The organism is Bacteroides salyersiae WAL 10018 = DSM 18765 = JCM 12988, assembly GCF_000381365.1.
GTDB classification, from domain to species: domain Bacteria; phylum Bacteroidota; class Bacteroidia; order Bacteroidales; family Bacteroidaceae; genus Bacteroides; species Bacteroides salyersiae.
This window is the reverse complement of sequence record NZ_KB905466.1, coordinates 523,718-548,413: the sequence shown is the minus strand read 5'-3', so window position 1 is coordinate 548,413 and position 24,696 is coordinate 523,718. Positions and strand designations below refer to the sequence as shown.

23 protein-coding genes and 1 pseudogene are annotated in these 24,696 nt (G+C 43.5%); 7 read left to right on the top strand and 17 right to left on the bottom strand.

Annotated elements, in window-relative coordinates; translation table 11 throughout:
- Window positions 1–4: 4 nt before the first annotated feature.
- Window positions 5–706 carry a DUF6088 family protein gene (locus HMPREF1532_RS02140; RefSeq protein ID WP_005924175.1) on the bottom strand — a complete coding sequence of 234 codons (702 nt, stop codon included), beginning with the start codon at window positions 704–706 and terminating at the stop codon, window positions 5–7.
- A gap of 545 nt (window positions 707–1,251) precedes the next feature.
- On the opposite strand from HMPREF1532_RS02140, the pseudogene HMPREF1532_RS02135 reads away from it, so the two are divergent.
- Together HMPREF1532_RS02135 and HMPREF1532_RS02130 are read left to right on the top strand one after the other, a co-directional pair.
- Window positions 1,252–2,575: pseudogene (locus tag HMPREF1532_RS02135) on the top strand (DUF3945 domain-containing protein).
- Window positions 2,576–2,601: 26 nt separating this feature from the next.
- Complete coding sequence (locus HMPREF1532_RS02130; protein WP_005924167.1) at window positions 2,602–4,689, top strand: type IA DNA topoisomerase; 2,088 nt, start codon at window positions 2,602–2,604, stop codon at window positions 4,687–4,689.
- Between the two features lie 97 nt (window positions 4,690–4,786).
- Here HMPREF1532_RS02130 and HMPREF1532_RS02125 read toward each other — a convergent pair whose 3' ends face one another.
- From HMPREF1532_RS02125 to HMPREF1532_RS02055, 14 genes are all read right to left on the bottom strand, one after another.
- Window positions 4,787–5,305, bottom strand: coding sequence for a dihydrofolate reductase family protein (locus tag HMPREF1532_RS02125; RefSeq protein WP_005924160.1), 519 nt, complete (start codon window positions 5,303–5,305; stop codon window positions 4,787–4,789).
- Window positions 5,306–5,713: 408 nt separating this feature from the next.
- The gene (locus HMPREF1532_RS02120) at window positions 5,714–7,786 is read right to left on the bottom strand and encodes a bifunctional DNA primase/helicase (RefSeq protein ID WP_005924158.1); all 2,073 of its coding nucleotides are present in this window, start codon (window positions 7,784–7,786) and stop codon (window positions 5,714–5,716) included.
- Window positions 7,749–8,177, bottom strand: a complete 429-nt coding sequence (locus tag HMPREF1532_RS02115; RefSeq protein ID WP_005924155.1) for a helix-turn-helix domain-containing protein — start codon at window positions 8,175–8,177, stop codon at window positions 7,749–7,751. The genes HMPREF1532_RS02120 and HMPREF1532_RS02115 overlap by 38 nt, the downstream gene beginning before the upstream one ends.
- A gap of 35 nt (window positions 8,178–8,212) precedes the next feature.
- Entirely contained in the window at window positions 8,213–9,115 is a 903-nt protein-coding gene (locus tag HMPREF1532_RS02110) for an RteC domain-containing protein (RefSeq protein WP_005924153.1), read from the bottom strand.
- Window positions 9,116–9,146: 31 nt separating this feature from the next.
- Window positions 9,147–9,989 (bottom strand): helix-turn-helix domain-containing protein, encoded by an 843-nt coding sequence (locus HMPREF1532_RS02105; protein ID WP_005924151.1) that lies wholly within the window; start codon window positions 9,987–9,989, stop codon window positions 9,147–9,149.
- Between the two features lie 30 nt (window positions 9,990–10,019).
- On the bottom strand, window positions 10,020–10,571 hold the full coding sequence (locus HMPREF1532_RS02100) for a hypothetical protein (protein ID WP_004326093.1): 552 nt from the start codon (window positions 10,569–10,571) through the stop codon (window positions 10,020–10,022).
- 10 nt (window positions 10,572–10,581) lie between these two features.
- Window positions 10,582–10,779 (bottom strand): hypothetical protein, encoded by a 198-nt coding sequence (locus HMPREF1532_RS02095; RefSeq protein WP_005924149.1) that lies wholly within the window; start codon window positions 10,777–10,779, stop codon window positions 10,582–10,584.
- A 62-nt stretch (window positions 10,780–10,841) separates the two neighbouring features.
- Window positions 10,842–11,738 (bottom strand): immunity 22 family protein, encoded by an 897-nt coding sequence (locus HMPREF1532_RS02090; protein ID WP_005924147.1) that lies wholly within the window; start codon window positions 11,736–11,738, stop codon window positions 10,842–10,844.
- 87 nt (window positions 11,739–11,825) lie between these two features.
- Window positions 11,826–12,140, bottom strand: coding sequence for a hypothetical protein (locus HMPREF1532_RS21675; RefSeq protein WP_223805087.1), 315 nt, complete (start codon window positions 12,138–12,140; stop codon window positions 11,826–11,828).
- A 361-nt stretch (window positions 12,141–12,501) separates the two neighbouring features.
- The gene (locus HMPREF1532_RS02080) at window positions 12,502–12,927 is read right to left on the bottom strand and encodes an NTF2 fold immunity protein (RefSeq protein ID WP_005924143.1); all 426 of its coding nucleotides are present in this window, start codon (window positions 12,925–12,927) and stop codon (window positions 12,502–12,504) included.
- Window positions 12,928–13,003: 76 nt separating this feature from the next.
- The gene (locus HMPREF1532_RS02075; protein WP_244266398.1) at window positions 13,004–13,408 is read right to left on the bottom strand and encodes a hypothetical protein; all 405 of its coding nucleotides are present in this window, start codon (window positions 13,406–13,408) and stop codon (window positions 13,004–13,006) included.
- A gap of 226 nt (window positions 13,409–13,634) precedes the next feature.
- A complete protein-coding gene (locus tag HMPREF1532_RS02070) occupies window positions 13,635–14,213 on the bottom strand; it encodes a hypothetical protein (protein ID WP_005924139.1) in 579 nt (192 codons plus the stop codon).
- Between the two features lie 345 nt (window positions 14,214–14,558).
- The gene (locus HMPREF1532_RS02060; RefSeq protein ID WP_044097441.1) at window positions 14,559–15,665 is read right to left on the bottom strand and encodes a tyrosine-type recombinase/integrase; all 1,107 of its coding nucleotides are present in this window, start codon (window positions 15,663–15,665) and stop codon (window positions 14,559–14,561) included.
- Window positions 15,666–15,760: 95 nt separating this feature from the next.
- On the bottom strand, window positions 15,761–16,375 hold the full coding sequence (locus HMPREF1532_RS02055; RefSeq protein WP_005924132.1) for a TetR/AcrR family transcriptional regulator: 615 nt from the start codon (window positions 16,373–16,375) through the stop codon (window positions 15,761–15,763).
- Between the two features lie 734 nt (window positions 16,376–17,109).
- Between HMPREF1532_RS02055 and HMPREF1532_RS02050 the strand changes: the two genes are divergently transcribed.
- The 4 genes from HMPREF1532_RS02050 to HMPREF1532_RS02035 all read left to right on the top strand — a co-directional run bounded on the left by HMPREF1532_RS02050 (window position 17,110) and on the right by HMPREF1532_RS02035 (window position 20,854).
- Window positions 17,110–18,147 (top strand): alcohol dehydrogenase, encoded by a 1,038-nt coding sequence (locus HMPREF1532_RS02050; RefSeq protein WP_005924130.1) that lies wholly within the window; start codon window positions 17,110–17,112, stop codon window positions 18,145–18,147.
- Window positions 18,148–18,525: 378 nt separating this feature from the next.
- Window positions 18,526–19,095: a Crp/Fnr family transcriptional regulator gene (locus HMPREF1532_RS02045; RefSeq protein ID WP_005924128.1), complete on the top strand. Its 570-nt coding sequence runs from the start codon at window positions 18,526–18,528 to the stop codon at window positions 19,093–19,095.
- A 115-nt stretch (window positions 19,096–19,210) separates the two neighbouring features.
- Window positions 19,211–20,353: an acyltransferase family protein gene (locus tag HMPREF1532_RS02040; RefSeq protein WP_005924126.1), complete on the top strand. Its 1,143-nt coding sequence runs from the start codon at window positions 19,211–19,213 to the stop codon at window positions 20,351–20,353.
- 12 nt (window positions 20,354–20,365) lie between these two features.
- Window positions 20,366–20,854, top strand: a complete 489-nt coding sequence (locus tag HMPREF1532_RS02035) for a GNAT family N-acetyltransferase (protein ID WP_005924124.1) — start codon at window positions 20,366–20,368, stop codon at window positions 20,852–20,854.
- A 328-nt stretch (window positions 20,855–21,182) separates the two neighbouring features.
- On the opposite strand, the gene HMPREF1532_RS02030 is transcribed toward HMPREF1532_RS02035, so the two are convergent.
- A complete protein-coding gene (locus HMPREF1532_RS02030) occupies window positions 21,183–21,476 on the bottom strand; it encodes a DUF202 domain-containing protein (RefSeq protein WP_005924121.1) in 294 nt (97 codons plus the stop codon).
- Between the two features lie 59 nt (window positions 21,477–21,535).
- The gene (locus HMPREF1532_RS02025) at window positions 21,536–22,033 is read right to left on the bottom strand and encodes a YdcF family protein (RefSeq protein ID WP_224202816.1); all 498 of its coding nucleotides are present in this window, start codon (window positions 22,031–22,033) and stop codon (window positions 21,536–21,538) included.
- 269 nt (window positions 22,034–22,302) lie between these two features.
- On the opposite strand from HMPREF1532_RS02025, the gene HMPREF1532_RS02020 reads away from it, so the two are divergent.
- Window positions 22,303–23,943, top strand: a complete 1,641-nt coding sequence (locus HMPREF1532_RS02020) for a M64 family metallopeptidase (protein ID WP_005924115.1) — start codon at window positions 22,303–22,305, stop codon at window positions 23,941–23,943.
- Window positions 23,944–24,696: the final 753 nt, after the last annotated feature.

Here is a 24,696-nt window from a genome sequence, read left to right as displayed (position 1 = left end):
TGTCCTATGCCGTTTTATAATCCAAGTTGAACCGTGTCGTGGGAAGAATGGTCTTTGCCATTTCTGTTTGCAATACGGTTTGTCTGATGTCGCCCAGTATGTCCGCCACCACCTTTCTGACACGTGGCGGGTAACTTTTCGCCAAAGATACGATTTTTTCCAGTTCCGGCAGGCTGTACCCGTTGAAATATTGGCTCTTGACCCGGTTGTAGATGTCCTGCCCGGTTGTTCCGGGTATGCGCTTCATGTCCTTTATCGCATCGAGCAGCCGCAAGTACGGGACAAGGCTTTCATCCGGATAGACCATGCAGTAGGCTTTCACGCACTCTATATCCAAGTTCTTGAAACGGAAACGGCGAACCGGGTTAGGAGTGGCTATCGTTATGGTTGTGGCTACCTGTTCGGTCAGCCCCATTTTGTTATAGACGTAAGCACCAGTGATATAGCCGTTCAGTTTTTCAGTCAGGTAGCGGAACTGTTCATCCTGATAGACAGGCAGCTTTCCCAGTCCCAGCACTGATTTCTTGGGACGGTAGTACGCCCCCTTTTCAACCCGTACCAGTACCCCTTTGCGGCTCTGTTCGGAAAGTAGCACCGCAACATTGGCGGTCTTTTCCGTTTCAAACGACAAATCCCGGAACGTGAATATACGCCCGGTATCTATCCGTTCAATCTGCCCAAGTATCTCTTTTCTGAATGAAGCCATATTTATGTCCTTTGTTTCTATATGCAAAGATAGTATATTATGTAATCACCTGCAAAAACATAACAAAGATTTTGCCGAAGATGTTTTCTTTTTGTCGTGTCACCTGATAATAGGAGAATAACGGAAACTCAATCAAAGGCTTGCCAAACGCTTCACAAACGTTCCAAAAATAAGCTGTATTTCAGTATTAATTTTGATATGTAGCTCATTATTAGCCTATTGATAAAATAGCAAACGTTTCATAAACGCTTCACAAATGGCTCGCAAGCATAATGCAAATTTTAATAAGTCGTTGATTATAAGGCATAAGGTCTATAATTAAATGGCTCATAAATGGCTCACTCTAAGAGAGTGATTAACTTCGCTCTCTTTTTTATGCCCTTTTCAATTCTGCAACCAATGGTTGCAGAATTTCATCCCACCCGGACAATTTCAGACAGCGCAGGACAAATTCGGACAGTCCTTGCCGCCCGTCCAAATATAGCATATTTAGTCGCTACCTTTGGGCGGGACTATTCCCGTAACCACTAAAATTCCAATTATTTATGGCAAACAGAATGACCCCGCCCGCAGAGGGGCAGGAAAAAGACGTGCTGCTGGTCTTGGATAAACAGCAGGGAAAGGTGAGTGCCGTTAAGGGTATCGACAAGGAGGGCAATTTGCAGACCGTGCCACCCACTACCGGACACGGTGGCGAGTTCATGCAGGTGGACAAGAACAGCGATGTGTTCAGCAACTTCATTTCCAACTTCTACCGCAAGTATCAGGACACTTCCGGGCTGGAACTGTTCAGCGTCAAGGCTTCCGAAGCGGAGCGGGACGCAAAGGCAATCGAGGACAACCACCGCAACCCTACACCGGAGGGTGACAAGCGGGCTGAAATGCTTCGAGTTCCGAAGCCCGACTTCCACGAGTTCAAGCAGGGCTACCGCTTCGACCCTGCAAAAATCGACTGGGAGAACCTGAAAAAAGTCGGCATCACCGCCGACACCCTGAAAAACACGAGGGACTTCGACCGGGTGATGCGTGGCTACAAGTCCCGCAACACCTACACCGTTTCGGGGACGGTGGGCGGCTTCTACCTCAAACCTACCGATGTCAAGTTCTCTTTCTATCAGGCAAAGGACGGCACGGTAGTACCCAAGCTACACGGCGTGCAGCAGGACGAAAAACTGTTGCAACGCCCGTTCCATGAACACGAGTTCACCAAGCAGGAACAGGGCAACTTGCAAGGCACTGGCAACTTGGGCGGCATCGCTGAAATCAAAGACCCGAAAAGCGGCGAGCAAATCCCCGTGTTCGTCAGCCGGGACAGGTACACGCACGAACTGGAGTATATGCGGGCTGACAAGTGGAAATGCCCCGATACAATCTGTAACGTGCAAGTCAGCCCGGAACAGAAAGCCGCCTTTGAAGCCGGGCAAGCGGTGAAAATGGAAAACCTGCAATTCAGGGACGGCACGCAGCGCAGTGCCTATTTGCAGGTCAGTGCGGTGGAGCGTGGCTTGGAGTTCCTGCCCCGTGCCGCCGTCCAGTTCTTGCAGCAGTGGCAGCAGCCCGCAGAGCGGCAGGTCGCCGGGCTAAAGGACGGCAAGGGCGTTGAGTTCAACGGTCACGTACAGCCCGGCGCACAGGGCAAATCCCCCGACAAGGTGCAGCCGAAAGACGTTACCCCCACCGCCGAGAGCCGGACGCAGGTAGCGGTCAATTCGGGGGGGCAAGACCAACGAAGCCACCAAGCAGGGCAAAGAGCCGTTGAAACAGGGTCAGGACAAGCCCACCGCCAAGCAGAAAGAGAAGCAGGACAAGGCGCAGGACAAGAGCCTGAAAGCGGACAAGCCCAAGAAGTCCAGAGGAATGAAAATGTAATATCCACCATTAAAAAGTAAAGAATTATGATTGCATTGATAGCAGAGAAGCCCAGCGTGGCAAAGGACATCGCCCGCATCATCGGGGCGACCGGGCGTAATGACGGTTATCTTTCCGGTAACGGGTATATGGTGACATGGGCGTTCGGCCACTTAATCCAGCTTGCCATGCCGGAAGCCTACGGCGTGGCGAACTTCCGCAGGGAGAGCCTGCCCATACTGCCGCCCGATTTCCAACTAATCCCCCGTCAGGTGAAAGCGGAGAAAGGTTACAAGGCAGACCCCGGCGTTCTGAAACAGTTGAAAGTGATAAAGGAAGTGTTCGACCAGTGCGACCGGATTATTGTCGCCACCGATGCCGGGCGTGAGGGTGAGTTAATCTTCCGCTATATCTTCCATTACCTGAACTGCCGGAAACCATTTGTGCGCCTGTGGATAAGCAGCCTTACCGACAAGGCAATCCGTGAGGGGCTGGATAACTTGCAGCCGGGAGAGCGTTACGATAACCTCTACTTCTCTGCCAAGTCCCGCAGCGAAGCGGACTGGCTGATAGGGATAAACGCCACCCAAGCGTTGAGCGTTGCCGCCGGGCAGGGGGTGTTCTCGCTGGGCAGGGTGCAGACACCCACGCTCGTGATGATATGCAGCCGCTATTTGGAGAACAAGAATTTCGTACCCGCCAAGTTTTGGCAACTCAAAGCGGCGACCGCCAGCGGGGGAATAAATTTTACCGCCCAATCGACCGCCAAGTGGGAACAGCAGCCCGAAGCCATAGCCGCCCTGCAACGGGTAAAGGATGCCGGGCAACTTGTGGTTAAATCCGTTGAGAGGAAAGAAGCCTGTCAAGAACCGCCGCTTTTGTACGACCTTACCACGCTGCAAAAGGAAGCGAACACGAAGCTGAACTTCTCGGCTGACAAGACGCTTTCCATAGCGCAAAGCCTGTATGAAAAGAAAGTGATGTCCTACCCAAGAACCGGAAGCCGCTATATTCCGGAGGACGTTTTCGATGAAATGCCGGAACGTGTCGCCCTGCTGGGGCAATACTCCCGCTTTGCCGGGTATGCCGCCGGGCTGGACGGCACACCCCTGAACCGCCGCAGCGTGAATGACGGCAAAGTGACCGACCACCACGCCTTAATCATTACCGAGAACCTGCCCGGCGAACTTTCCAAAGACGAGCGGGCGGTTTACGAGCTGGTAGCCGGGCGTATGCTGGAAGCCTTTTCGGGCAAGTGCGTGAAAGACGTTACCACCGCCTTGCTGTCAGGGGGAGATACCGACTTCACGGTGAAAGGGTCTGTGATGAAAGAAGCCGGGTGGCGTGCCGTGTTCGGCGAGCAGGAAACGGGCGGGGATGAAGAAGCCGCCAGCCTGCCGCCACTCCAAGAGGGAGAATGTTTGCCACTCTCCGGCGTGGATCTGCTCGAAAAGCAGACCAAGCCGAAACCGCTGCACACGGAAAGCAGCCTGTTGTCGGCAATGGAGAACGCAGGCAGGGAACTGGAAGATGCCGAACTGAAAGCCAGCCTGAAAGATGCCGGGATAGGCACGCCCGCTACCCGTGCGGCGATTATCGAAACGCTGTTCGCCCGCCAGTACATCGTGCGTGAGAAGAAGAACCTTGTGCCTACCGACAAGGGGCTTGCCGTTTATGGGATTGTCAAGGACAAGAAGATTGCCGATGTCGAAATGACGGGCATGTGGGAAACCGCCCTTGCCAAGATAGAAGCGGGCAGCATGGATGCCGACACGTTCCGGAAGGGCATCGAGGTGTACGCAACGCAAATCACCGCAGAACTGCTATCGGTGCAGCTATCTGTCGCTACTGGTGAAACCTGCCCCTGCCCGAAATGCGGCAGCGGGCGCATCCTGTTCTACCCGAAAGTGGCGAAGTGTTCCAACGTGGACTGCACGCTAACCATATTCCGCAACAAGTGCGACAAGCAGCTTTCCGACAAGCAGATTGTCGAGCTGGTGACGAAACGCAAGACCGGGCTAATCAAGGGCTTCAAGGGCAAGAACGGCAAGGCTTTCGATGCTTCGCTGGTACTGGACGAGCAGTTCAATGTCGGTTTTTCATTCCCCGAAAAGAAAGCGAAACCGAAGAAATAGCTTATCTTTGCCGCTGAAATTTCATTGTGATAGGTTTTACAGCTTATAATAATTGAAATTTTAGTGGTTGCGCCCGGAGGGAAACCGGGCGCATTTTTTATATGTTCCCGCCAAACAGATAGGTCGAACAGACCACCCCGTTATCCAGCACCCTGCTTTCCGAGAGCTTCCACAGCGAGCCGGATGTTTCCCCGACAAAACCGATGCCTTTGCCCGCCATGACCGGGACGGTGTAGATTGTCAGGCTGTCCAGCAGTCCGGCTTTAATCAATGAAGTAAGCAGCTTGCCGCCACCCACCACCAGCATGTCGGTTTCCTGTTTCAGTTCATAGACCCTTTGCAGCGGTTCTTCGGTCAGGAACTCCACCCCGCAGTCCGGTGTAACGTTGGTGTCGTAGTGTGACACCACAAAAGACCGTTTGCTTTTGTGCGGCCACCCGCCCCAGTGTTCAAAGATGTAGTTGTAGGTGTTCGCCCCCATAAGCAGGCAGCTTGCGGCGGCGTGTTCCCTTGCCACCAGTTCCTTGACCTCACGGGGCATCCAGTCCAGTTCATAGTCCGGCGTGGCGGTATGCCCGTCCAGCGATACGGCGATGTGCGCTTTGATTTGTTCCATATTGTCAGGTATTAAAGTGATATAAATCCCTACTGTCTTGGCACGTTAGCCGCCACCCCAAAAAAGAAAGCGTGGCATGACGCTGTTTCAAAGTAGAGGTACTGGCATACCCAAAAGAGGAAACAGTGCAGCCACGCTATGACAAACGCATAGCATATCCTGCGCTGAATATCCCCTCTTTTTGAAAAGTGCCAGTTTTCTACTTTGGGACGTTCGGCGAACGTATATGTTATATATAAAGGCAATATTCCGGCAACCGCCGTCCAACTGCCGTTACTTTTCCGTGTAACTTCTGCAAAGTTAAGCAAATACCCTGAAAAATCACGTGCAAACAGAAAAAATCCTGCCGTGTTATCACAACAGGGCAGGACACAAGCACCTAAAAATACACAAGTTCAGCCTATACGCCTACGGGCAGCTTGCGTTCCTTTGAAGATGATATGAACCGATGACAAAACAGCTTTGGTTCGCCGTGTCTTTGGTGATGATGTCCCTTTCCCGCATGAAGCGGATATAGCTCTTTGCGGTGCGCTCCTTGATGTCCAATACCTGCTGCAACTGCTCGCAAAGGTCTATGTAGGTGATGCGTGTCTGCCGCCCGAAGATGTCACGTGCGACATTCACCAGTTCCCTTTCCTTGCGCTTCTCCTTTTCCTCACGTGGTTTCTCGCCCTTGTACACGTGCATCCCGGCTTCCTTGTCCCAAGCAAAGAGCATCAGCGGCACGTCCAGCGGGCTTCCGTCCCTTACTTTCAGGGCTTTTACCACCGACTGGGTAGGTTCTTCGTCTTTCTCAATGGACAGGATAGTAGCCGCCTTGCGCTGCAACTCGCTGCCCAAATGTCCCCGCAGTTTCAATCCGTTGGGGACGAAGTGCAGCACGCACAGAATACACGTGTTGTAGATACCCGCCAGCCGATAAAGTTCATCTATCACCGCCACGCTTTCCGCTTCATCGTTGGCACTCTTAACAAGGTCTGCGATGCCGTCAATGACGACCAACTGGATGCCGCCGTACTGGTAGTAGAACTTGTCCATGCTTTGTACAATGGCGTTCAGGCGTTCTTTGCGTGACATACCGGTAAGACAGAACGCTTTCAGTTCATCGGGTTTGTCCGGCTGTTTGGCACGTGCCAGCAGGTTGCTTACGTTCTTGAACAGTTGCACTTCCGACTGTTCGGTGTCGTAGAGCAAGACCGCCTTGTGCCTGCCGTTGGCGGTTATCTGTATGCCCAGCGTATCTACTTCCGCACCAGCCGGGCAGATGCAGCCCGCCACGATTGCGGCTACATAATTGCTCTTTCCCGTTCCCTCGCCCCCGGTGATGCCGAACAGGTTGCCTTGTGTCCCCAGCGGAACGTCACCCGCCGAAATAATCTCTTGCGCTTTGGCGGGCGGGTTGTTGAAATCTATCTCGCACGATTTAAGCATAATCAATGTGTCGCTATACAGGTTGTCTAAAAATTCGATAAACAGCTTCAGGAAATCTTCACGGGTGTTCCCGGCTTTGAAGTAGTCGGATATGTCCTTTTCCTCTTTCGTTCCCGGAAGCGGTAGCAGCAGGCGTTTCACGCCAAATTCTTCCAACAGTTTTTCCTGCTTGCATGAACTTTCCCTGCCCGTCTTGTCCATGTCAAAGAGCAGGACGATGTGTTTGAAGCGGAATGTCAGCCGATAGACCAGCGTGGGCGGTATAGTCACCGTTTCGCTGTTGAAGCAGATAGCGTGAAAACCGTGCGCCGCCAGCGAAAGCACGTCTTTCTCGCCGCCCGTGATGAATAGCGTGTCGCCTTTGGCTGGCAGTTGTTCCAGCCCGAAACAGTAGTTCTCGCCGAAGCTGCCGCCGTAGAGGAAGCGGGGCGTGGAGAACGGGCGGTACAGCTTGATGTGCTGTTTGCCCTTGTAGCCGTACATGGGTTCTGCCACCGATGAAGTGTAGGTGTACGGTTTGCCCTCTGCCGTTTCGCTGTTGTATTCCCGGAGCGAGCAGACCTTGTAACGTTCCAGCAGTTCGGGCGTGATGCCGTACTGTTGCCAGTACACCAGTTCGGCACGCGGGAACTTCTGTTCCCGGAACTGGTAGGGCTTGACGGGCTTTTCGGGCGTTTCTTCGGGTTTGTCCGGCACTGCCCGGCGGACGGTTGCCGGGGGAACGGAAACCGGAATGCCGGAAGCCAGCCCCAAGCCCAAATCCCGGTCGATGATTTCCAGTATCTCCACGAAGTCAGCCGCCCGGTTGCAGTCCAGCCCCTTTAACTGCCCCACGAGGAAGAAACAGTCGCCGCTGTAACTGTCGTTGCCGAAGTCCTTCATCTTGTAGATACCGCCCCGGCGGTCGAAATAGATGTTGCAGGAAGCCTTGCTGTCCTCGTACAGCGGGTTAAGGAAGTTGCGACCTATGCGCCAATTGCCGGGCAGGTAGTGTTTGAACACCGCCAGCCCGTTACTTGTTCTTTCTAAGATTTCCTCTTTCCTTAGCATACAACTGGTGGTTGGTTATCAGGTTGTCGATGTTCTCCTTGTTGCTCCTTATCAGGCGTTCTTCCAGCATCCGGCGTATCTCGCTGACCTTGTAGAAGTAACGTCCCCTGATGTTGGAATAGGCGATAGTCCCCGACACCCGCAGGCGTTGCAGGGTCTTTTCGCTTATTTTCAGGAACGTGCAGACCTCGTAGCTGTCCACCCACATGTCTTCCTCGCTTTGCCTTGCCATTTCCATGTGGTTGAAGATGTAGTCGGCAATGGCGGTAATCTTGTTGTCCAGTTCCTTGTAGGCTTTGGACTCGAATGTTATTATTTCCATAACGGTAACTGATTGATTTGCCGCAAAGTTCGGGTGTCCTGAAAAATAAAACGCCACAGATGTACCCACCTGTGGCGAAATAAATTTTGTTAAAGCACGGTTGCCTAATCCTGCTCCCTCATGCGCATCAGCAACCTGTCTTTCAGGGTGGAGAGGAAGCCCGTTCGGTCTTTGGTCTTGGCTTTTAGTTCCATGTAGGTGTGGTAGAAGTCGCCGAGGTCGATGTCGAACACGTATTCAAAGTAGGCTACAATCTCCTTAATATCAACCGTCCCCTTGTTCAGACAGCCGCAGGCGTCCAGTGCGTAGATAAGTTCCACCAACGCCCTTTTCGTCCCCGTCCAGCGCAACACCTTTCCCATGAAGCCGTTCTTCACCCGCTTGCGTTGTTCCCGGCGTTCCAGCTCGTGCAGACGGTTGGTGAGGTATATTTCCAGCAGTTCGTTGGCTAAAATCTTGGCTACCTTGAAATCGTGACTGGTGCTGAACTGTGGGTCTGTTTCGTAATAGAAACTGTCCACGATGATTTGTATGTCAGGCTTCCCACGCATGAAATACTGCCTGTCCAAGTAGGTGGCTTTCGTTCGGTGGTACTGGTAGAACGCCAAGTTCCGCTGGAACGACCTTGAAATCCGGTCGGTTTCCGACAGCAGGTAGTCCCTTTGCACTTCCTCGCTGCCGCTGGGGAAGCGCACCTCTATCTTGTAAACGGTGTTGTAATAGATGATTTTGCTCGCTAAAAGCGGTTTCAGTTCCTTGAAGAAGTGTATTTCCTCTTCCGTGCTGGCGAACGGGTAGGAGATTATAAAGTTTTTGAGTTCGCCCAGTATCTCTTGCAGGTAGTCCACGCACAGGCGGCAGAGCGTCAGCGTGTCCGCTGCGGTGTCCTCGTATTCCTGTATCTGCCATTCCACTTTTTGAAGCAGTCCGGCGAAGTATGTTTCCAACGGTATCTTATGTTCCATAACCTTGTGCTTATCTTTTATGAAGCACAAAGTTACGGGCATAAAAAATCTGTTTTATTCTTGATTTTTCACATTACGTTCTTGTAACTGTGCATTTTCTTGTTTCCTGCGCTTTTCTGCGTATCTCGCCCGGTGTGTCCAGCAAGTAAGCCTTGCAGAAGTCGTTCAGGTTCGATGTCGATGCGAACCCGGTGGTGAACGCCACTTCCGTAAGCGTGAGGTTGGTGTTCGTCAGGTAGTGTTCCACGTCCTTTGCACGCTCCTTTATCACCCATTCCTTAGCCGTGTACCCGGTCATTTTCTTTACCTTCCGTCGGAACGAGCCGTATTCCATGCCGCATTTGTCCGCCAGTTGCTCGGCATCATAGACCATGTAGCCTTTCAGACGCACCATTTCGGTGAATGTCTGCCTGCCCAGCTCCGGCAGCATCCGTTCGGCGTGGCGCAGTTCCTTTTCCGTCACCAGCAGGCGGTTGTCTCTTACCGGGTTTCTCCGTAGCAGGTGGAAAGCGTGGCATACCGTGTTGTACACGTTGCAGAGGTACTGCCGTCCCGGTCGCATCCAGTGGAGCGCATCGCAGTAGGCGGTCAGTTCGGGTATCTCGTCCCGCTTGCGGTGCTGTTCCGCCAGTTCGTCCAGTATGGCGTAATGGGTGGTGGACATACCCAGCAGGATAATGATTGCCTTGTAGTCCTTGTATGCCGCCAGTGTCGGCGTTTCCGGCAGGCTCTTGAGCGTGTCGCACACGTGGGCGCACAGCCGCCCGTCCTTGCTGAACGGTTCAAGTTCCAAGTAGTTGTCCATTTTCCGGCTGTTGTGCAGCAGCCATGTTACCTTTTCGTCCAGTTCCTTGCAGGACGCTTCCAACTCCGCTTCGGGAGCGGGAAGCAATAATGATGTAATCCGTTGTTCCATATTTGAATAAATTGATTTGTTTTCTGTACGTTACCCGGTAGCCCATAGCCAAAACTTTTGGATTAGCCGCCAAACCACGTGATAAAGGAACATGGCGGCAAGCATAAGAAAACCTGCCCGCAGGAAATATTCTTCAATGCGCTGCCAAACGCTCGTTTTTCGTTCGGGCATCAGTATGTCCGCCACTTCCTCAAAGGTCTTGCAGGCGAAAATCGCTTGCCGGAACTCGTCTGCGCTGTTCCAGCATTCTTCCTTGAACCACCGTGTCTTGGGGTATCGTTCCGCTACCAGTTCTTGCAGTTTTCGTAGTGGGAACGGTTCGGGGTTGTCCCCGTACTCGTATTCAATGGAAATCACACGTCCCTGCATCCTGATACAATATCCGAATATCCCTTGCCACTTCACTTTGTGCGCCCCCTTTTCAACATATTTCGTCCCGGTTGCATCCACTACAATGTAGTTCTTCCGCTTCTTCAACAACTCGGTATTGGTCGTTGTGTACAGTTCTTCCTTGCGAAACACGTATATCATGTTGCCTTTGGGGGCAAAGCTGAATATCGGGTATTTAAGTCGGGCTTTCATTGTAAATAGTCTATTGTTTTATAAAAGCAAAATAAAGCAGGGTAACACCTACCACAACCCCGAAAAAGATACAACCTGTAATAATGAAAGCCCAATCGGGGTAATGGAAATCAAGTTCTTCATAAGGAATGGCAGTTTTCTTTATACATCTGTTCCATACCCATATCAGAACTTTTCCAAATCTATTTACTGTGATAAGGTTACTCATATTGATTAATGGTTTGACAAGGAGCTGCGTTTAGCAGCTAACTTGGCTTGTTAGTAGCTTCATTAATCCCACATAAATCCCCCTAAAAAAGTAAGACCGTTATAATTATCCAATTCTTCAATATAGTTTTTGGGTTTATTTCCGTTACGGAATAATTCTTTTTTGAAAATGAATATTTTTTGGTCTTTTTTCTTATCACGAAAGCCATTAGGGATATAGCAGAACGCACAATTTGCCATTCTAATTTTTTGCTTTTCCAAAGTAAAATCTACTGCATCATATAAAAATTCATCCTTAATAACGTTCCGTACTAACTCTTTGGCTTCAATTATATTATCTGCAAATTCTATGTGCAAAAATTCTGGATAGTAAAAATTTATCCCTAAAACCTTACAAAATTGGCATCTTAACATTGGACTTGGACGCTTTTTTGTCTCTCCATTATTGAATTTACGCAATTCTTCAAGATATTCATCTTGATTGAAGTATTGCATAAATTCATCTTTACTTTTATGTGTTATTCCAACCCAAGTTAAATTGCGCAACCCAGCTAAGGAAGATGATATACCTTCTATTTCGTCTGCTTGAAAATCAAATGTTCCTAAGAAAAACATACTTTTAGCCTTCTTTGCCTGTGTACGTGTTATATCTTCTCCAGTATTATAACAGATAGCGGCATTTGCTTTTTGTATGTTTTGCTCTTTACATAGTTGCATTACTTTTTCTGTTTTAGCTGGTATCATTTTAACCAATTCATCTATACCACATGGTGAAAATTTCGTTACCAAAAAATCTTCATCATAACTTGATATATTAAGTTCTTTGCAGAATTGACAACTTAACTCTAAATTATCTTCGTCATGTTCTGCCCACCATTGACGGAATTTTGATTGATCTATATAAGTTTCAAATTCAGCATTTGAATGAAACTGTCCAATCCAAATATAAACTTTACTCATATCTTTTATAATTTATTGGTCGTTAAACTGCTACTAATGGTTTGGTGATGAACAGCATTCAGCTGTTGGCTCGACCTTGTTATAAACTCAGTTATAAGATTTTACAATTGGAAAAGACATGACAGTATCTTTGGCATCAAGTAATGAATGACCATGTCCTATAAATACATTTTTACTCTCATCTATATGAAAAGAATGTATCTCATACCTCTTATGTGGAATAATATCACCACCATCAAAACTACCAATATATTTCTCGACTATTCCTTGTTTCCTATATACTCTCTTTTCATTATAGTCATCAAATAGTGATGCTGTGACATAATGACGAATTATATATTGTTCGTCTTCGGCTATCTTCTTGGAATTGCTTGAATAATCAATGAATAATATCAACAACATGAACAGTCCTTTAGGAACAAATAGACCTATAATAAGACCGAGCAAATAGAGTCCTCTATATATTCTTATGCTATATTTGATCCCCTTGGGTAATTTATTAGGAATGTGTATGAAGAAGGAAAAAATCAAAGATAACACGAAAGTATATCCGATAATGTATCCGATATTCCATCGTATATGATCTGTTTCTGGAACTGTACATATTACTATAAAACCAAGTATTCCACATAAGATATGGATACCAAAAAATATATACAATAATTTATATTTCGTCATTTTCAATCAACAGTGTTTATAATGGGTTGAAAAGGAACTCCGTTCAGGGGTTATCTTTTCTTGTTAATAATAGAGTTTATTAGACTTACAAATAATCCACGTACCATTTATCTTCGTCCAAAAATCTTCTTTTTTTACTATCTATCAAGTATTTATTATCCTTTTTGACAATTACATACTGTAGATATTTGTTGTCATTTTGTGTTATTACAATAAATCTATTCTTTCTACTTTCTTGTATGTCAACTATTTTTTCCTCTTTAGAATCATAAATGTAACTTCCTTCACTTCCCCATGATAAAGCATTCGGACGACTCATTTTTCGTTCTTTATTTGTACAATATTTGATGAATATAGAAGCTACCTTTTGTTTCATCATATCCTGTTTTTCACTCCATGATAATTGAGTATTTTCTTTTTTTAAGTTGTTGCAAAATTTTTCCCATTCATTCATTTCTGAAATAAAATTTAGAACGAGTTCTTCAATCGTTTTTTTTGTTACATCATCCATAATTGCGCCTTTATATATGTTTTTTGAACGTTATAATTATCTATTATTAATGGTTCAGCAGGGAACGGCTTGTCCGTTATCCTGCGTTGTTAGCGAAATATTCTATTTTATCCTTTGTCAGTTCTATCAAAATGAAACTAAAGGAACAAGCTATCAAAGCCAGCATATAAGATAAATAATAGCATTTCAGATATTTATTTGTAGGCTCTTTCCTGAATTGTTTGAAATAGGAAATATATCTACCATTTTTAAATAAGAATAATTGATTGGGAACATATAACAGCAAGAGAACAATAAGCAGAAAACTAATAGTATTTCCAAAGTCCCTAAATACAACTCCATACAAAGGTATATGGGTTGCTATCATTATCACATTCAAAAAAGTAAAGATTAGTAATATCGTGAAAATGCAAGTTCCTCCAATGGATTCCATAAGAATAAAAGGAGAAAAATCCTTTTCTCTTTCTTCTGTTCGCCTCATAAAATCCAGTGATTGCCAAAAGATACTATCTTTCTTATAAAACTTCCGTGTGTGTTTGTTGTCAATCAAACGGAACGGATCAATTGCACGAAAGCACCTATACAAAAGTGTATAAGTACAATAGTATAATATGTTCCAAAATAATTCTATTCGTTTCATTTTGATATGTTTTCGCTAATGGTTCAGCAGGGAACGGCTTGCCGTTATCCTGCGTTGTTAGCTGTATCTATTTTAGAAAATCCAAATCAAAATAATATTGATTGTCATTCTTCGGATTTATGTAAATCGTTGTCATTCCATAGTGTTGCAATAGCATTTCCAATGAAACTTTTTCCTTCAAGATTGCATCACTGCGAAATGTTTTTGTCTTTCCATTGTATTTGGTTGTGTACGTTACGGTGCATATTGTAGTGGACACAATTTGTTCACTATGATAAATGTCAGGGAATAAATAGCCACTGACACCATTCCAAAATTGGATTTCCCATGTATGGAATATCCGAAAGATAGGCTCTTGCATCCTTGATTTCTTGGTATTCCATTTCTGTGTAGTGACTTTACATTGGTTTAAATCAACAAATAATTGTATTCCATGCCTTTTTATTTGTTTTGTAGCCTGTTTTACTCTATATTTATAAATAGTATCACCAATAAGTCCGGAATTCAACCAAACAACCAATAAGATAGCTCCCGATATTCCAATAGCATACCATTTTGCAGCAAAGCAAATGCCCACACCGAATACATAAATCCAAATAAAAATAAATCCAAGTATTCTCAATATTTTATTCTCATAGATTTTCATGTCATATAATTACAGCTAATGGTTTGGTGAGGAACAGCGTTAAGCTGTTGGCTCGACCTTGTTAACATTCAATTTATAAAGCTATTAGTTTATTATAGTAAAATAGAACAGTGCGATTCCAAGTATCAATCCTCCTAATATTCCACCAACAAGATAAAACATCCACATGGGATAATGGAATTCGAGATCAATATATGGAATAGGTTTTTTCTTAATATACCTGCTCCATAACCAGATTATCATCTTTCCCCACTGTTCTATTTCTATCATATTGTAATATATTAATGTTAATGTTATTTATAACCGCACCTTATGGTGTCGTTCCTACACTTCTATAACTGCACCTCACGAATTATCCAGTGTATCAAGAGGATTAGGGATTTTTGCTTTATGGGCACTTGACACATGAAGATAAATGGTTGTGGTCTTGATGTCGTTGTGTCCCAGCAATTCCTGTATCGTGTGCAGGTCTGTCCCCTGTTCCAGCAAGTGTGTGGCAAAGGAGTGGCGCAGCATGTGTACGTGTACACGGTGTTTGATGCCTGCACGATGTGCGGCTTCTTTCAGCACTTTCACCAATGCACTTGCCGAATATTGCTCTCCGGGTGTTTCGCCCTCAAACAACCATTTTTGTGGACGATATTCCCGAAAGTAGTGCCGTAGTTCTTCCAGCAACTTGGGCGAAAGGAGCGAATAACGGCATTTCTTCCCCTTGCCCATGATACGAACCGACATTGTTTCACTGTTGATGTCCTGCGGGGGCAGGTTAAGCAATTCGCTTCTTCTAAGTCCGGCAGAGTAAACCAACGAAATCATGCAGTGATGCTTGATGTTGGAAATTTGTGCAAGGATGCGCTTAATTTCATTCTTGCTCAACACTTCGGGCAGGCTCTTGTACTCTTTGGCACGGGTGATACCGCCATAGTATTGCCGTTTGCCGCCTTTCACCTGCTCGTAATAGAACTTGATAGCATTGATGCGCATATTCTGTTGCGACACCGAAATCTTCTTCTCGTTCACAAGATAGAGTATGTACTTGTTGATGTCCGGCACTTTCAGGCGGTCGATGTTCCGTCCCTTGTGATATTCCATGAAATCGCTGAAATAAGCACGGTATGTTTTGACGGTCGAGGGGCTGTAACGCTTTTGTTCCAGCAGTTCGAGATAGCCTTTCGGCAGTGTGTATTCCCTTTTGGGCTTGGGATGCCGCACGTAAACCCGGCTGTAATCAATATAGGCGTGGGGCGAATAGCGGTCGTAAAAATCCGGCAGGCTGAAAGCGGCTGACGCTATGTATGCAGAGCCGTTACCAGCCATTTCCATGCCCGTGTCTTGGGCGAGCAGCAGGGCGACAGCCTGACTGTTCGCATATTCTATCCGTATGTAGTCCGCACCGTCCCTTGTTTCTTTGTGTAGCACGATGCTTCCTCTTTGTTTCTGAACCTTATCCATGTCGCTGAATTTTGCTTCGCTCCAAAGATAAGATAAAAATACCATTATTTGAACATCTGTTCAAAAATAATCGAGGTTAAAAAAACAAAAGAGTATCAGGCTTTAAGCAGCGAATAGATATGGCGAAAATTTTCTGCCAGTTCGTCCACGTTCAAACCGTTTAGAAATGCTTGTTCGTATGACAGTCCTAAAAACATTTGCCGGAACATGATAGCCGTTTTCTTCACGTCCGTGTTGCTCCTGATTTCCCCGCTTTCTTTTGCCTTCTGTATGACTTTCTCCCATAGGTCATAGTCTTGTCGGTAGATTTTCTCAATTTTCTGCCTGATGCCCGGATAGTACATACGCACTTGTGACAGAAAGTGAAAGTAGTAGAAGTTAGGACTACAATCATGCGGGCTGCTATTATCACCAATCAGTTCAACAATCCTTTTCATGGAAGCGGCTACCCCCGCCACGTATTGCCCGATGAACTCCGCCAACGTATCGGCAGGAGCGGCAAACTTGTTTTCCGGTTCGTGCATTTGCAACACGTATTTGTCCGCCACAGCCATGAATAAATCCAGCTTGTGCGGAAAATAATAAACGATACCCGTTTTTGTCACCCCGCAGGCTTTGGCAAGCGTGATGATGCTTGCTTTCTCGTAGTTCATCCTGACAAATACGCCGAACGCTTTATCTATTACTTCTTCACGGTTAGTTATTATCATACACGTTTGTTTTTAATCGGTTACGAAGATACGGATTTTGTTTTAAGCATTTGTACCCCAGTGCTTTTTTAGTGCAAGGTGCAAGTATATATTTATATATATAGCTTGCACCTTGCACTAACCCAAAAATATTTATTATCAGATATTTGCGAGTTTCAAAAGAAAGCCGTATCTTTGAACCCGAAAGTTAGGCAGACAAACAGCGGTCAAAGTTGGACAAGCCCAACATCTGAAAATCGTTACTGTTTCGTTACCTATTTGAAATTTTGAAAGCAAAGTAGCTGAAATATAAGCGGTTAGATTTGTAGGTTCAAAACCCTGTCTCTCCGCGAAAAAGAAATAAAAATCAAAGGAAATCCCTGTAAATTAATAATTTACAGGGATTTCTTGTTTTTGGCACATTTAAAGATAAGTATATGAAAATATTCTTTTGCTTACTATTCGGTATGCTTGATTATGTCTAAAGAAAAGCATATCACTTTGTGATTATTTTATTGTTTATCAGTGTCTTGTGATTTGTATTTATTATTTTGCCTGAGAAAGTTTTTGATTTAGAAACTGCTAAGATGGAAAGAATAATATATTCCGTTCATAGTACTATGTCTGCAGAATGGGATTAAGTCAGAGTGGAGAAACTCTGATTGTGATTTTAATTTGATTAGAATTTACGTTTTGTCGATGAAATTATTATTTTTGTTGTGTAATAGATGTATTAATTAATTGGGAAGATATTTATGCTTGCATATACTTATATTGAACATGGAAAGTTCCAACTATTGGAGAAGCCGAGACCGAAAATAAAGGATACACGGGATGCGATTGTACGTGTAACGCTTGGTAGTATTTGTACCAGCGATCTGCATATCAAACATGGCAGTGTGCTGCGTGCCGTACCTGGAGTTACGGTCGGTCATGAGATGGTAGGCGTTGTGGAAGAAGTCGGTTCCGGAGTTGTTTCGGTTAGGCCCGGAGATAGGGTGACAGTAAATGTTGAAACTTTTTGTGGAGAATGTTTTTTTTGCCGGCACGGATATGTTAATAATTGTACTGATTCCAATGGGGGATGGGCATTGGGATGCCGTATTGACGGTGGGCAGGCGGAATATATCAGGGTTCCATATGCCGATCAAGGTTTGAACCGTATACCTGATACCGTTAGTGATGAACAAGCGTTGTTCGTTGGTGATGTTCTTGCAACAGGCTTTTGGGCAGCTCGCATTTCGGAGATTTCTGAAGAGGATACGGTCCTTATCATTGGTGCCGGTCCTACTGGAATATGTACTTTGCTGTGTACGATGTTGAAGAAGCCACGACGTATCATTGTCTGTGAGAAGTCTTCCGAAAGAATCCAGTTTGTTCGTGAGCATTATCCTGATGTGCTGTTGACAAATCCGGAAAACTGTAAGGATTTTGTGCTAATCAATAGCGATCATGGCGGGGCGGATGTTGTGTTGGAAGTGGCAGGGGTAGAGGATACTTTCTGTCTGGCATGGGAATGTGCCCGTCCGAATGGTATTGTCACTATTGTAGCTCTTTATGATAAACCTCAGATTCTCCCCTTACCGGATATGTATGGTAAAAATCTGGTTTTTAAAACAGGTGGAGTAGATGGTTGTGACTGCGCTGAGATTCTTAGCCTGATTGAGGAGGGCAAGATAGATACCATTCCTTTGATTACGCATCGGTTTCCGTTAGACGAAGTTGGGGAGGCCTACCGTATTTTTGAAAATAAGTTGGACGGAGTCATTAAAGTGGCGATAATAGGAAAATAGAAAAGATGAGAGAGATCGTAATAAATAATAAAGGATAGGGCCTGGTGACAAAAAGTGCCGGATTTTTTTGAGAAACGGACTCAAGGACCTATCTTTGCAATATAAAAGATGGGGTTAAAAAATAGGTGTTTTAATATCAGAATAGAGAACTTTCTTTATAATGCAACCTGTCATTTCGGATGTAGATAATTGGTTGATAGATAGTGGAGAAAAAACAAAGGATATAACTCCCTAACTTTTACAATAAATATTGAAGATCAATAAATTAAGAAAATAGCACCCGATTTTGCACCTGAAAATGTAAAGTTGGGTCTTTTTGTTTTATGTAGGGTTTTATTTCGATTAAAGGTTATATAGCTCTTAAATTCTTTTTGCTTTATGACGAATGTTATAGATAAGATAACTTCTTTGTATCCAATTTCCGATGATACCATACGCACGTTGAAAGAGAGTGTGACTATTTGCCATTTTCCTAAAAAACATCTGTTGATAAAGGAAAATACGTTTTCCAGATCGGCTTATTTCATAGAAAAGGGAATAACCCGTTCTTTTTGGCTTGTAAATGGAGAGGAGATAACAACTTCCTTTTCATGGGAAGGAGGAATTGTCTTTAGCATGGATGAATTTTATTATAATAAATTGAGCGAAGAATTTGTAGAAACACTTGAAGAGGTTGTTGCGTATAAAATATCACTGTCTGATTTGAACAGGCTTTTTCAAACCAATATCGAATTGGCTAACTGGGGAAGAATTATTCATCAAGATGAATACAGGCGTTTGCACCGCTCTCATAAAGACCGACTTACGTTGCCGGCAAAAGAGAGATATGAAGAGTTTAAACAGCAGTTTCCTCAGATATATCAGCGAGTGAATTTAGGATATATTGCCTCTTATTTGGGAATAACGCTTTCAACGCTCAGTCGCCTTAGAGCTCAAAATAATATTTAAACCGATGATATTTTGTCATAGGACAAATTTTAGAGTTTTTAAGTTGTGTAACTTTGCAGCACATTATTAGTTAACCGTTAAATTAGGAATCAATCATTTAATTTATAAATTTATCATGCAAAAAAAATCTTCTACTGCACTTTTAGACACAAAACCACATTATGATCTTCTTGACGGACTGAGAGGAGTTGCTGCTGTTCTGGTAGTATGGTATCATATATTTGAAGCTTTTGCAACAAGCCCTATCGATCAGCGATTTAATCATGGATATTTGGCGGTCGATTTCTTTTTTATTCTGTCGGGGTTTGTTATCGGCTATGCTTATGATGATCGTTGGAAAGTGATGAAAACAAAAGATTTTTTCAAACGCAGATTAATCCGTTTACATCCGATGGTTGTGTTGGGAGCAGTTTTAGGTGCTATTACATTTTATATACAAGGTTCAGAGAAATGGGATGGAACACCGGTTTCCATGTCCATGGTGATGCTTGCCATGCTTATGGGGCTTTTCTTGATTCCGGCTGTACCGGGAACAGGTCCTGAGGTGCGGGGAAATGGTGAGATGTATCCTCTGAATGGGCCCAGTTGGTCTTTGTTTTTCGAGTATATCGGAAATATACTATACGCCCTGTTTCTTCGTCGGTTGCCTACAAAGGTACTTACGGTACTTGTCGGATTGGCGGGAATCGGATTGGCGTCATTTGCCATATTCAATTTTTCCGGTTATGGACATTTGGGTGTAGGATGGTCAATGGGAGATTATAATTTGATTGGAGGTTTCCTGCGCTTGTTGTTTTCCTTTTCTATCGGATTGTTGATGTCGCGCGTTTTCAAGCCGGTTAAGATAAAGGGGGCTTTTTGGATATGCAGTTTAGTACTTGCTGTTTTGTTTTCCATGCCTTATATTGGCGATGGTGAGTCTCCTTGGATGAATGGCATCTATGATTCTGTATGTACCATCGTTATTTTTCCACTACTTGTTTATCTGGGTGCTTCCGGAAAAACAACTGATAAGAAATCGGCCAAAATCTGTAAATTCTTAGGGGATATATCTTATCCGCTATATATTGTGCATTATCCTTTCATGTACCTGTTTTATGCTTGGGTATGGAGCAAGACGTTTACATTCTCTCAGGCTTGGCCGATGGCTTTACTTGTATTCTTCGGAAGTATTATATTGGCTTATCTTTGCTTAAAACTGTATGATGAGCCGATAAGGAAATGGCTGAGTAAGAAGTTTTTAGTTAAAAAGAACTGAGAAAGAACCGTTATGATTAGACGCGTAGAGCTGAAAGATACTGGAGACATTACGGAAATTTATAATGAATATGTTGTAAATAGTATAGTTACTTTTGAGACGGAAGCTGTATCCGAGGCGGAAATGTATGTTCGCATATCTGAAATATCGTCGCATTATCCGTATTTTGTTTACGAAGTGAATGGGAGAGTTGTAGGATATTGTTACGCACATGCTTGGAAAGAACGGGCCGCATATAAATATACTTTGGAAACGGCTGTTTATCTGTCTCCGGAATATTCCGGAAAGGGCATTGGCAAGCAGTTGATGCAACGGTTGATTGGAGAATGTCGTAAGGAAGGTTATCACGCATTGATTGCTTGTATCACAGCTGGAAACGAAATAAGTAATTCTTTGCATCTACAACTTGGATTTAAGCCGGTATCTCATTTTGAAAAAGTAGGCATGAAGTTTGGGCGTTGGCTGGATGTATTCGATTATGAATTATTATTGCTTTCCTGAAAAAATAATGAATCTATGATTTTGTAGTTGTTTAATTGATAACTATAATCTGGTGTGTATGTTTGCAGAATAAAATCTTTTTGTTTTTTAATTTCGGCTCTTAATATACTAATGTGTTATATATCAACTATATGATGCTTATTTTATGGGGATAGGAATACTGTTTCTTTCTTTTATATAAAAACAATATTAATGCTCTGTTAAATCGTATCTTTTGCCGGCAAAGAATAGTATTCTTTGTACACAAGAAATGCATTTCTTGCGAAGCTGGAAATAATACTTGGAAAAGACAATTAACAATGTTAAAATAGAAATTATTTAAAACCTGCTATTTGGAAGATGTTTTTATATAACTTTTCAGATGTCTTCTCATTTGCATAAAACGGACAAATCCTAAAATAAATATGAATATACCGCAAATGATACATACCCATGCAAGACCGTCGAGTCGCGAAATATTTTCAATCTGGAAAATTCCGATTCCGGCAGTAAGCAGATAAAGGGAAGTACGGATATAAGAGAATAATGTCCGTTCGTTGGCTAACTTTGTTCTTTCGAGTGCCAGATGGTCACGAAGGATCAGCTTCTCGTTATTTTCAAAGTCATCGGTAAATTTTAGCATAATATGGATGGGAATTTTGACTTTACTGATTTGATTATACTGTTCATTTTATTGCATTCTCAATGATTGCCGAATCTGTTTTCTTCTATCGCTTTTATTGCATCTTGTTCGTGTTCAATCAATGACAACAATTCTTTTTCAGAAAGATTCGATTTGGCAGGCAAGAATAGGGTATGAGGATAGTTGATAATTCTGTCATGCAATAATTTAGCTCTTCGGATATGGAAATCGGAAGTGATGACGATTAGCATATCCGGTAGTTCTTTTTCAATGATCTCTTTTGAAATTTTAAAATCTTCATAAGTATTGGTAGATAAGATAAAAGGTAAAAAATCTTCTTCTCTCACTCCTTTTTTAATGAGTGCTTGCTTGGCATAATAGGCATGGGGCCGATTGGTCGTATTGAAATGCTGCCCGTATCCGCCGGTACAGAGGAAAGTCATGTGTTCATTATTTGCATATAAATTGTACGCACAGTCGATACGGTCTTGTGCCATTTGGCTTAATCTGCCTTGCTCGTCATTCGGAGCTCCGAGTAGAAGAATTATATATTTCATAAAAGGTTTGTTTTCATTTGCCGTCAATGACAGTTTAAATAATACTTTAGCTATATGCAAAGATAGTTAATAAAATAGTCAAAAACGAATCTGAGAATTATATAATAATGTATATCGGTACTCTGAATGCTGAAAATGATTGCTTGTGAAAAAGGAGTTTAGAAAGAGAGGATGATTATTTTGCTTCTTTTTGTGCTTATTTGTCTAAAAATATTCTATTATTTAAGATAATATCTTACTTTTGTGAAATGAAATAATACTCTGTTAATATGAAAGCAAATTCTTTCCTTTTATTTTTCCTGTATTTACTTTTTACGGTATCTTGTACTGAAAATGAGGTAGAACCCAGTTTCTCTATTGGAACTACGGAAGATATAGAAATCGCTCCGGAAGCAGGGGGACAAATCCAAATCAGCTTTACGAGTTCTCGCGAATGGCAGGCAAGTACTACTGCCGATTGGATTACGATTTCTCCGATGTCCGGTAATGCCGGTGCAGTAAGTATTACGGTTACTGCTAATAGCTTGAATGATAATGACTATACTCGGACAGCAACATTGACATTGACTTCCGGAACGCTGAGGAAAAATATAACTCTGAAACAGGAACCGATTATTCAATTAGAAAAGACGGCTTATAGTGTAGCTGCTGCCGGTGAGGTGTTGGAGATCCGGTTCTCTACAAGTATTGCCCAAGATGAACTGTTGATAGGTGCTTCAAAAGGTGCCGATGAATGGTTGACCCAACAACCGGATACACGGGCTTCTTCTTATATACTTCGTCTGAAGGCTTTACCGAATGCGGAATCTGCATCCCGTACTGCTTATATTTATTTTGTACAGGAGATCGATGGAAAGCAGAAAATTTTGAGGACCGTTACTATTACCCAACAGGGCGTATCGGCAGGGGAGTCTACCGATTATTCAGAAGATAAAAAAGTGCGCGTATTACAGACAGCGAGTATCGGGAAAGGCATTCCTATTGTTATAGTGGGGGATGGGTTTATCGATAAAGAGATTGCTGACGGAACCTATGACCAAGTGATGGACAAGGCTTTTGAAAATCTTTTTACGGAAGAACCTATACAGTCTCTTCGTAATTATTTTAATGTATATGCAGTGACGGCTGTTTCTGCTAATAACACTTTTGGAGACGGATATAGTACTGCTTTTAGTTGCGAATTGGAAGGTGGAAACAGTACGGGGATTTCCGGAGATGATGCTGCTTGTATGGAATATGCCCGATGTGTGAAGAATATCGATTTGGGAGAGACGTTGGTAGTGGTGGTATTAAATACTCCGGCTTATGCCGGTACTACCTATTTCGGATATTCTGAGGTCGGTAGCCGGGATTTTGTAGAGTTTGCAATTGCTTATTGTCCGGTTATTTATAATCTGGAGAGTGAAACATTCAGACAAGTACTTGTGCATGAAGCGATAGGGCATGGCTTTGGAAAGTTGCTGGATGAGTATGCTTATGAAGAACAAGGAAGAATACCGGTTTCGGAAATTAATAATACGAGAACCTTGCAAAGCTTTGGATGGGCGCAGAATGTCGATTTTACTGCTGAATGGGATGAAGTGCTTTGGTCTGCGTTTTTGAATGATGAGCGGTATACTTCCGATAATTTGGGAGTATTTGAAGGCGCCTGTACTTATATAAAAGGGGCTTATCGTCCTTCAGAAGAGAGTATGATGAGAAGTAACATACTGGGATTTAATGCACCTTCGCGCAAAGCGCTATACGACAGGACGATGAAGACAGCTACCGGGGCATCTAAGAGTACGTATGAAGAATTTGTCGAGTTTGATTTAAGGAATGGAGGACGGACACGCAGTACTGCCGTATATGTTGAGCCTGGTAAACCGTTTGCTCATCCGCGTTTTGTAAATAAGGCGCTGATAAAGTAATTTCGATCATTATGGGAGGGACTTCCGGTAGTGTGTGATTTCCTCCCGTAATACATCTCTTTTTTCATCAATAATTCAATCTTGATGGTAGAATTATTTTATGATGCTTTCCGTAGATAGGTGATTTCTTCATGAGTGAAGTTGTACCCACATAATTTTTTGATTCTCACTCAATATCAATGGTCATTATTCATTTGTAAGAGTATATATTCTTGTATTCTAAAAGTATATACTTCTACACTTCAAAAGTATATACTTTTAGTGCATAAAAGAGTATACTTTTGGAATCATATGTCTGCTTATGTCCGGAATGACCTTATACTTTGGGGGTAATATAACTGTCGTATTTCACCTATCTGTGATAATCATATTGTCTTGATCTACAAATTTAAGAATATTGTACTGATCAACTTTACATATTCGTAATAACAGATATGAATCTGTATATCTTCCGTGAAATAATTATGTTTTGAATGGATAATTGCTTTTTTTTGATAACTATACAGTTATTATACAGGATTAATCTATTTACTCTTTTTTTATTTTAGAATAAAAATGAATCTGTATACAAAATGCAGGAATCTCTAATATTTTGATCTTGTTAATATATAAAATTCGTTCGTTTTGCGAATATTATTATTAAATTTGCAAAAAAAAGACTTACTATTTCTGTTAGAAGGAGAATAATATTAGTGGGGTTATGTGTGTATGAAGTCGGTGAAGAAGATCGAATTTAGGATTTGTATAATAAGA

Excerpts from the sequence above, each read along its gene's own strand:
- HMPREF1532_RS02140 (WP_005924175.1), bottom strand. The coding sequence starts at position 706 with ATGGCTTCATTCAGAAAAGAGATACTTGGGCAGATTGAACGGATAGAT.
- HMPREF1532_RS02130 (WP_005924167.1), top strand. The coding sequence starts at position 2,602 with ATGATTGCATTGATAGCAGAGAAGCCCAGCGTGGCAAAGGACATCGCC.
- HMPREF1532_RS02125 (WP_005924160.1), bottom strand. The coding sequence starts at position 5,305 with ATGGAACAAATCAAAGCGCACATCGCCGTATCGCTGGACGGGCATACC.
- HMPREF1532_RS02120 (WP_005924158.1), bottom strand. The coding sequence starts at position 7,786 with ATGCTAAGGAAAGAGGAAATCTTAGAAAGAACAAGTAACGGGCTGGCG.
- HMPREF1532_RS02110 (WP_005924153.1), bottom strand. The coding sequence starts at position 9,115 with ATGCCCGTAACTTTGTGCTTCATAAAAGATAAGCACAAGGTTATGGAA.
- HMPREF1532_RS02105 (WP_005924151.1), bottom strand. The coding sequence starts at position 9,989 with ATGGAACAACGGATTACATCATTATTGCTTCCCGCTCCCGAAGCGGAG.
- HMPREF1532_RS02100 (WP_004326093.1), bottom strand. The coding sequence starts at position 10,571 with ATGAAAGCCCGACTTAAATACCCGATATTCAGCTTTGCCCCCAAAGGC.
- HMPREF1532_RS02095 (WP_005924149.1), bottom strand. The coding sequence starts at position 10,779 with ATGAGTAACCTTATCACAGTAAATAGATTTGGAAAAGTTCTGATATGG.
- HMPREF1532_RS02090 (WP_005924147.1), bottom strand. The coding sequence starts at position 11,738 with ATGAGTAAAGTTTATATTTGGATTGGACAGTTTCATTCAAATGCTGAA.
- HMPREF1532_RS21675 (WP_223805087.1), bottom strand. The coding sequence starts at position 12,140 with ATGTTGTTGATATTATTCATTGATTATTCAAGCAATTCCAAGAAGATA.
- HMPREF1532_RS02080 (WP_005924143.1), bottom strand. The coding sequence starts at position 12,927 with ATGGATGATGTAACAAAAAAAACGATTGAAGAACTCGTTCTAAATTTT.
- HMPREF1532_RS02075 (WP_244266398.1), bottom strand. The coding sequence starts at position 13,408 with ATGAGGCGAACAGAAGAAAGAGAAAAGGATTTTTCTCCTTTTATTCTT.
- HMPREF1532_RS02070 (WP_005924139.1), bottom strand. The coding sequence starts at position 14,213 with ATGAAAATCTATGAGAATAAAATATTGAGAATACTTGGATTTATTTTT.
- HMPREF1532_RS02060 (WP_044097441.1), bottom strand. The coding sequence starts at position 15,665 with ATGGATAAGGTTCAGAAACAAAGAGGAAGCATCGTGCTACACAAAGAA.
- HMPREF1532_RS02055 (WP_005924132.1), bottom strand. The coding sequence starts at position 16,375 with ATGATAATAACTAACCGTGAAGAAGTAATAGATAAAGCGTTCGGCGTA.
- HMPREF1532_RS02050 (WP_005924130.1), top strand. The coding sequence starts at position 17,110 with ATGCTTGCATATACTTATATTGAACATGGAAAGTTCCAACTATTGGAG.
- HMPREF1532_RS02045 (WP_005924128.1), top strand. The coding sequence starts at position 18,526 with ATGACGAATGTTATAGATAAGATAACTTCTTTGTATCCAATTTCCGAT.
- HMPREF1532_RS02040 (WP_005924126.1), top strand. The coding sequence starts at position 19,211 with ATGCAAAAAAAATCTTCTACTGCACTTTTAGACACAAAACCACATTAT.
- HMPREF1532_RS02035 (WP_005924124.1), top strand. The coding sequence starts at position 20,366 with ATGATTAGACGCGTAGAGCTGAAAGATACTGGAGACATTACGGAAATT.
- HMPREF1532_RS02030 (WP_005924121.1), bottom strand. The coding sequence starts at position 21,476 with ATGCTAAAATTTACCGATGACTTTGAAAATAACGAGAAGCTGATCCTT.
- HMPREF1532_RS02025 (WP_224202816.1), bottom strand. The coding sequence starts at position 22,033 with ATGAAATATATAATTCTTCTACTCGGAGCTCCGAATGACGAGCAAGGC.
- HMPREF1532_RS02020 (WP_005924115.1), top strand. The coding sequence starts at position 22,303 with ATGAAAGCAAATTCTTTCCTTTTATTTTTCCTGTATTTACTTTTTACG.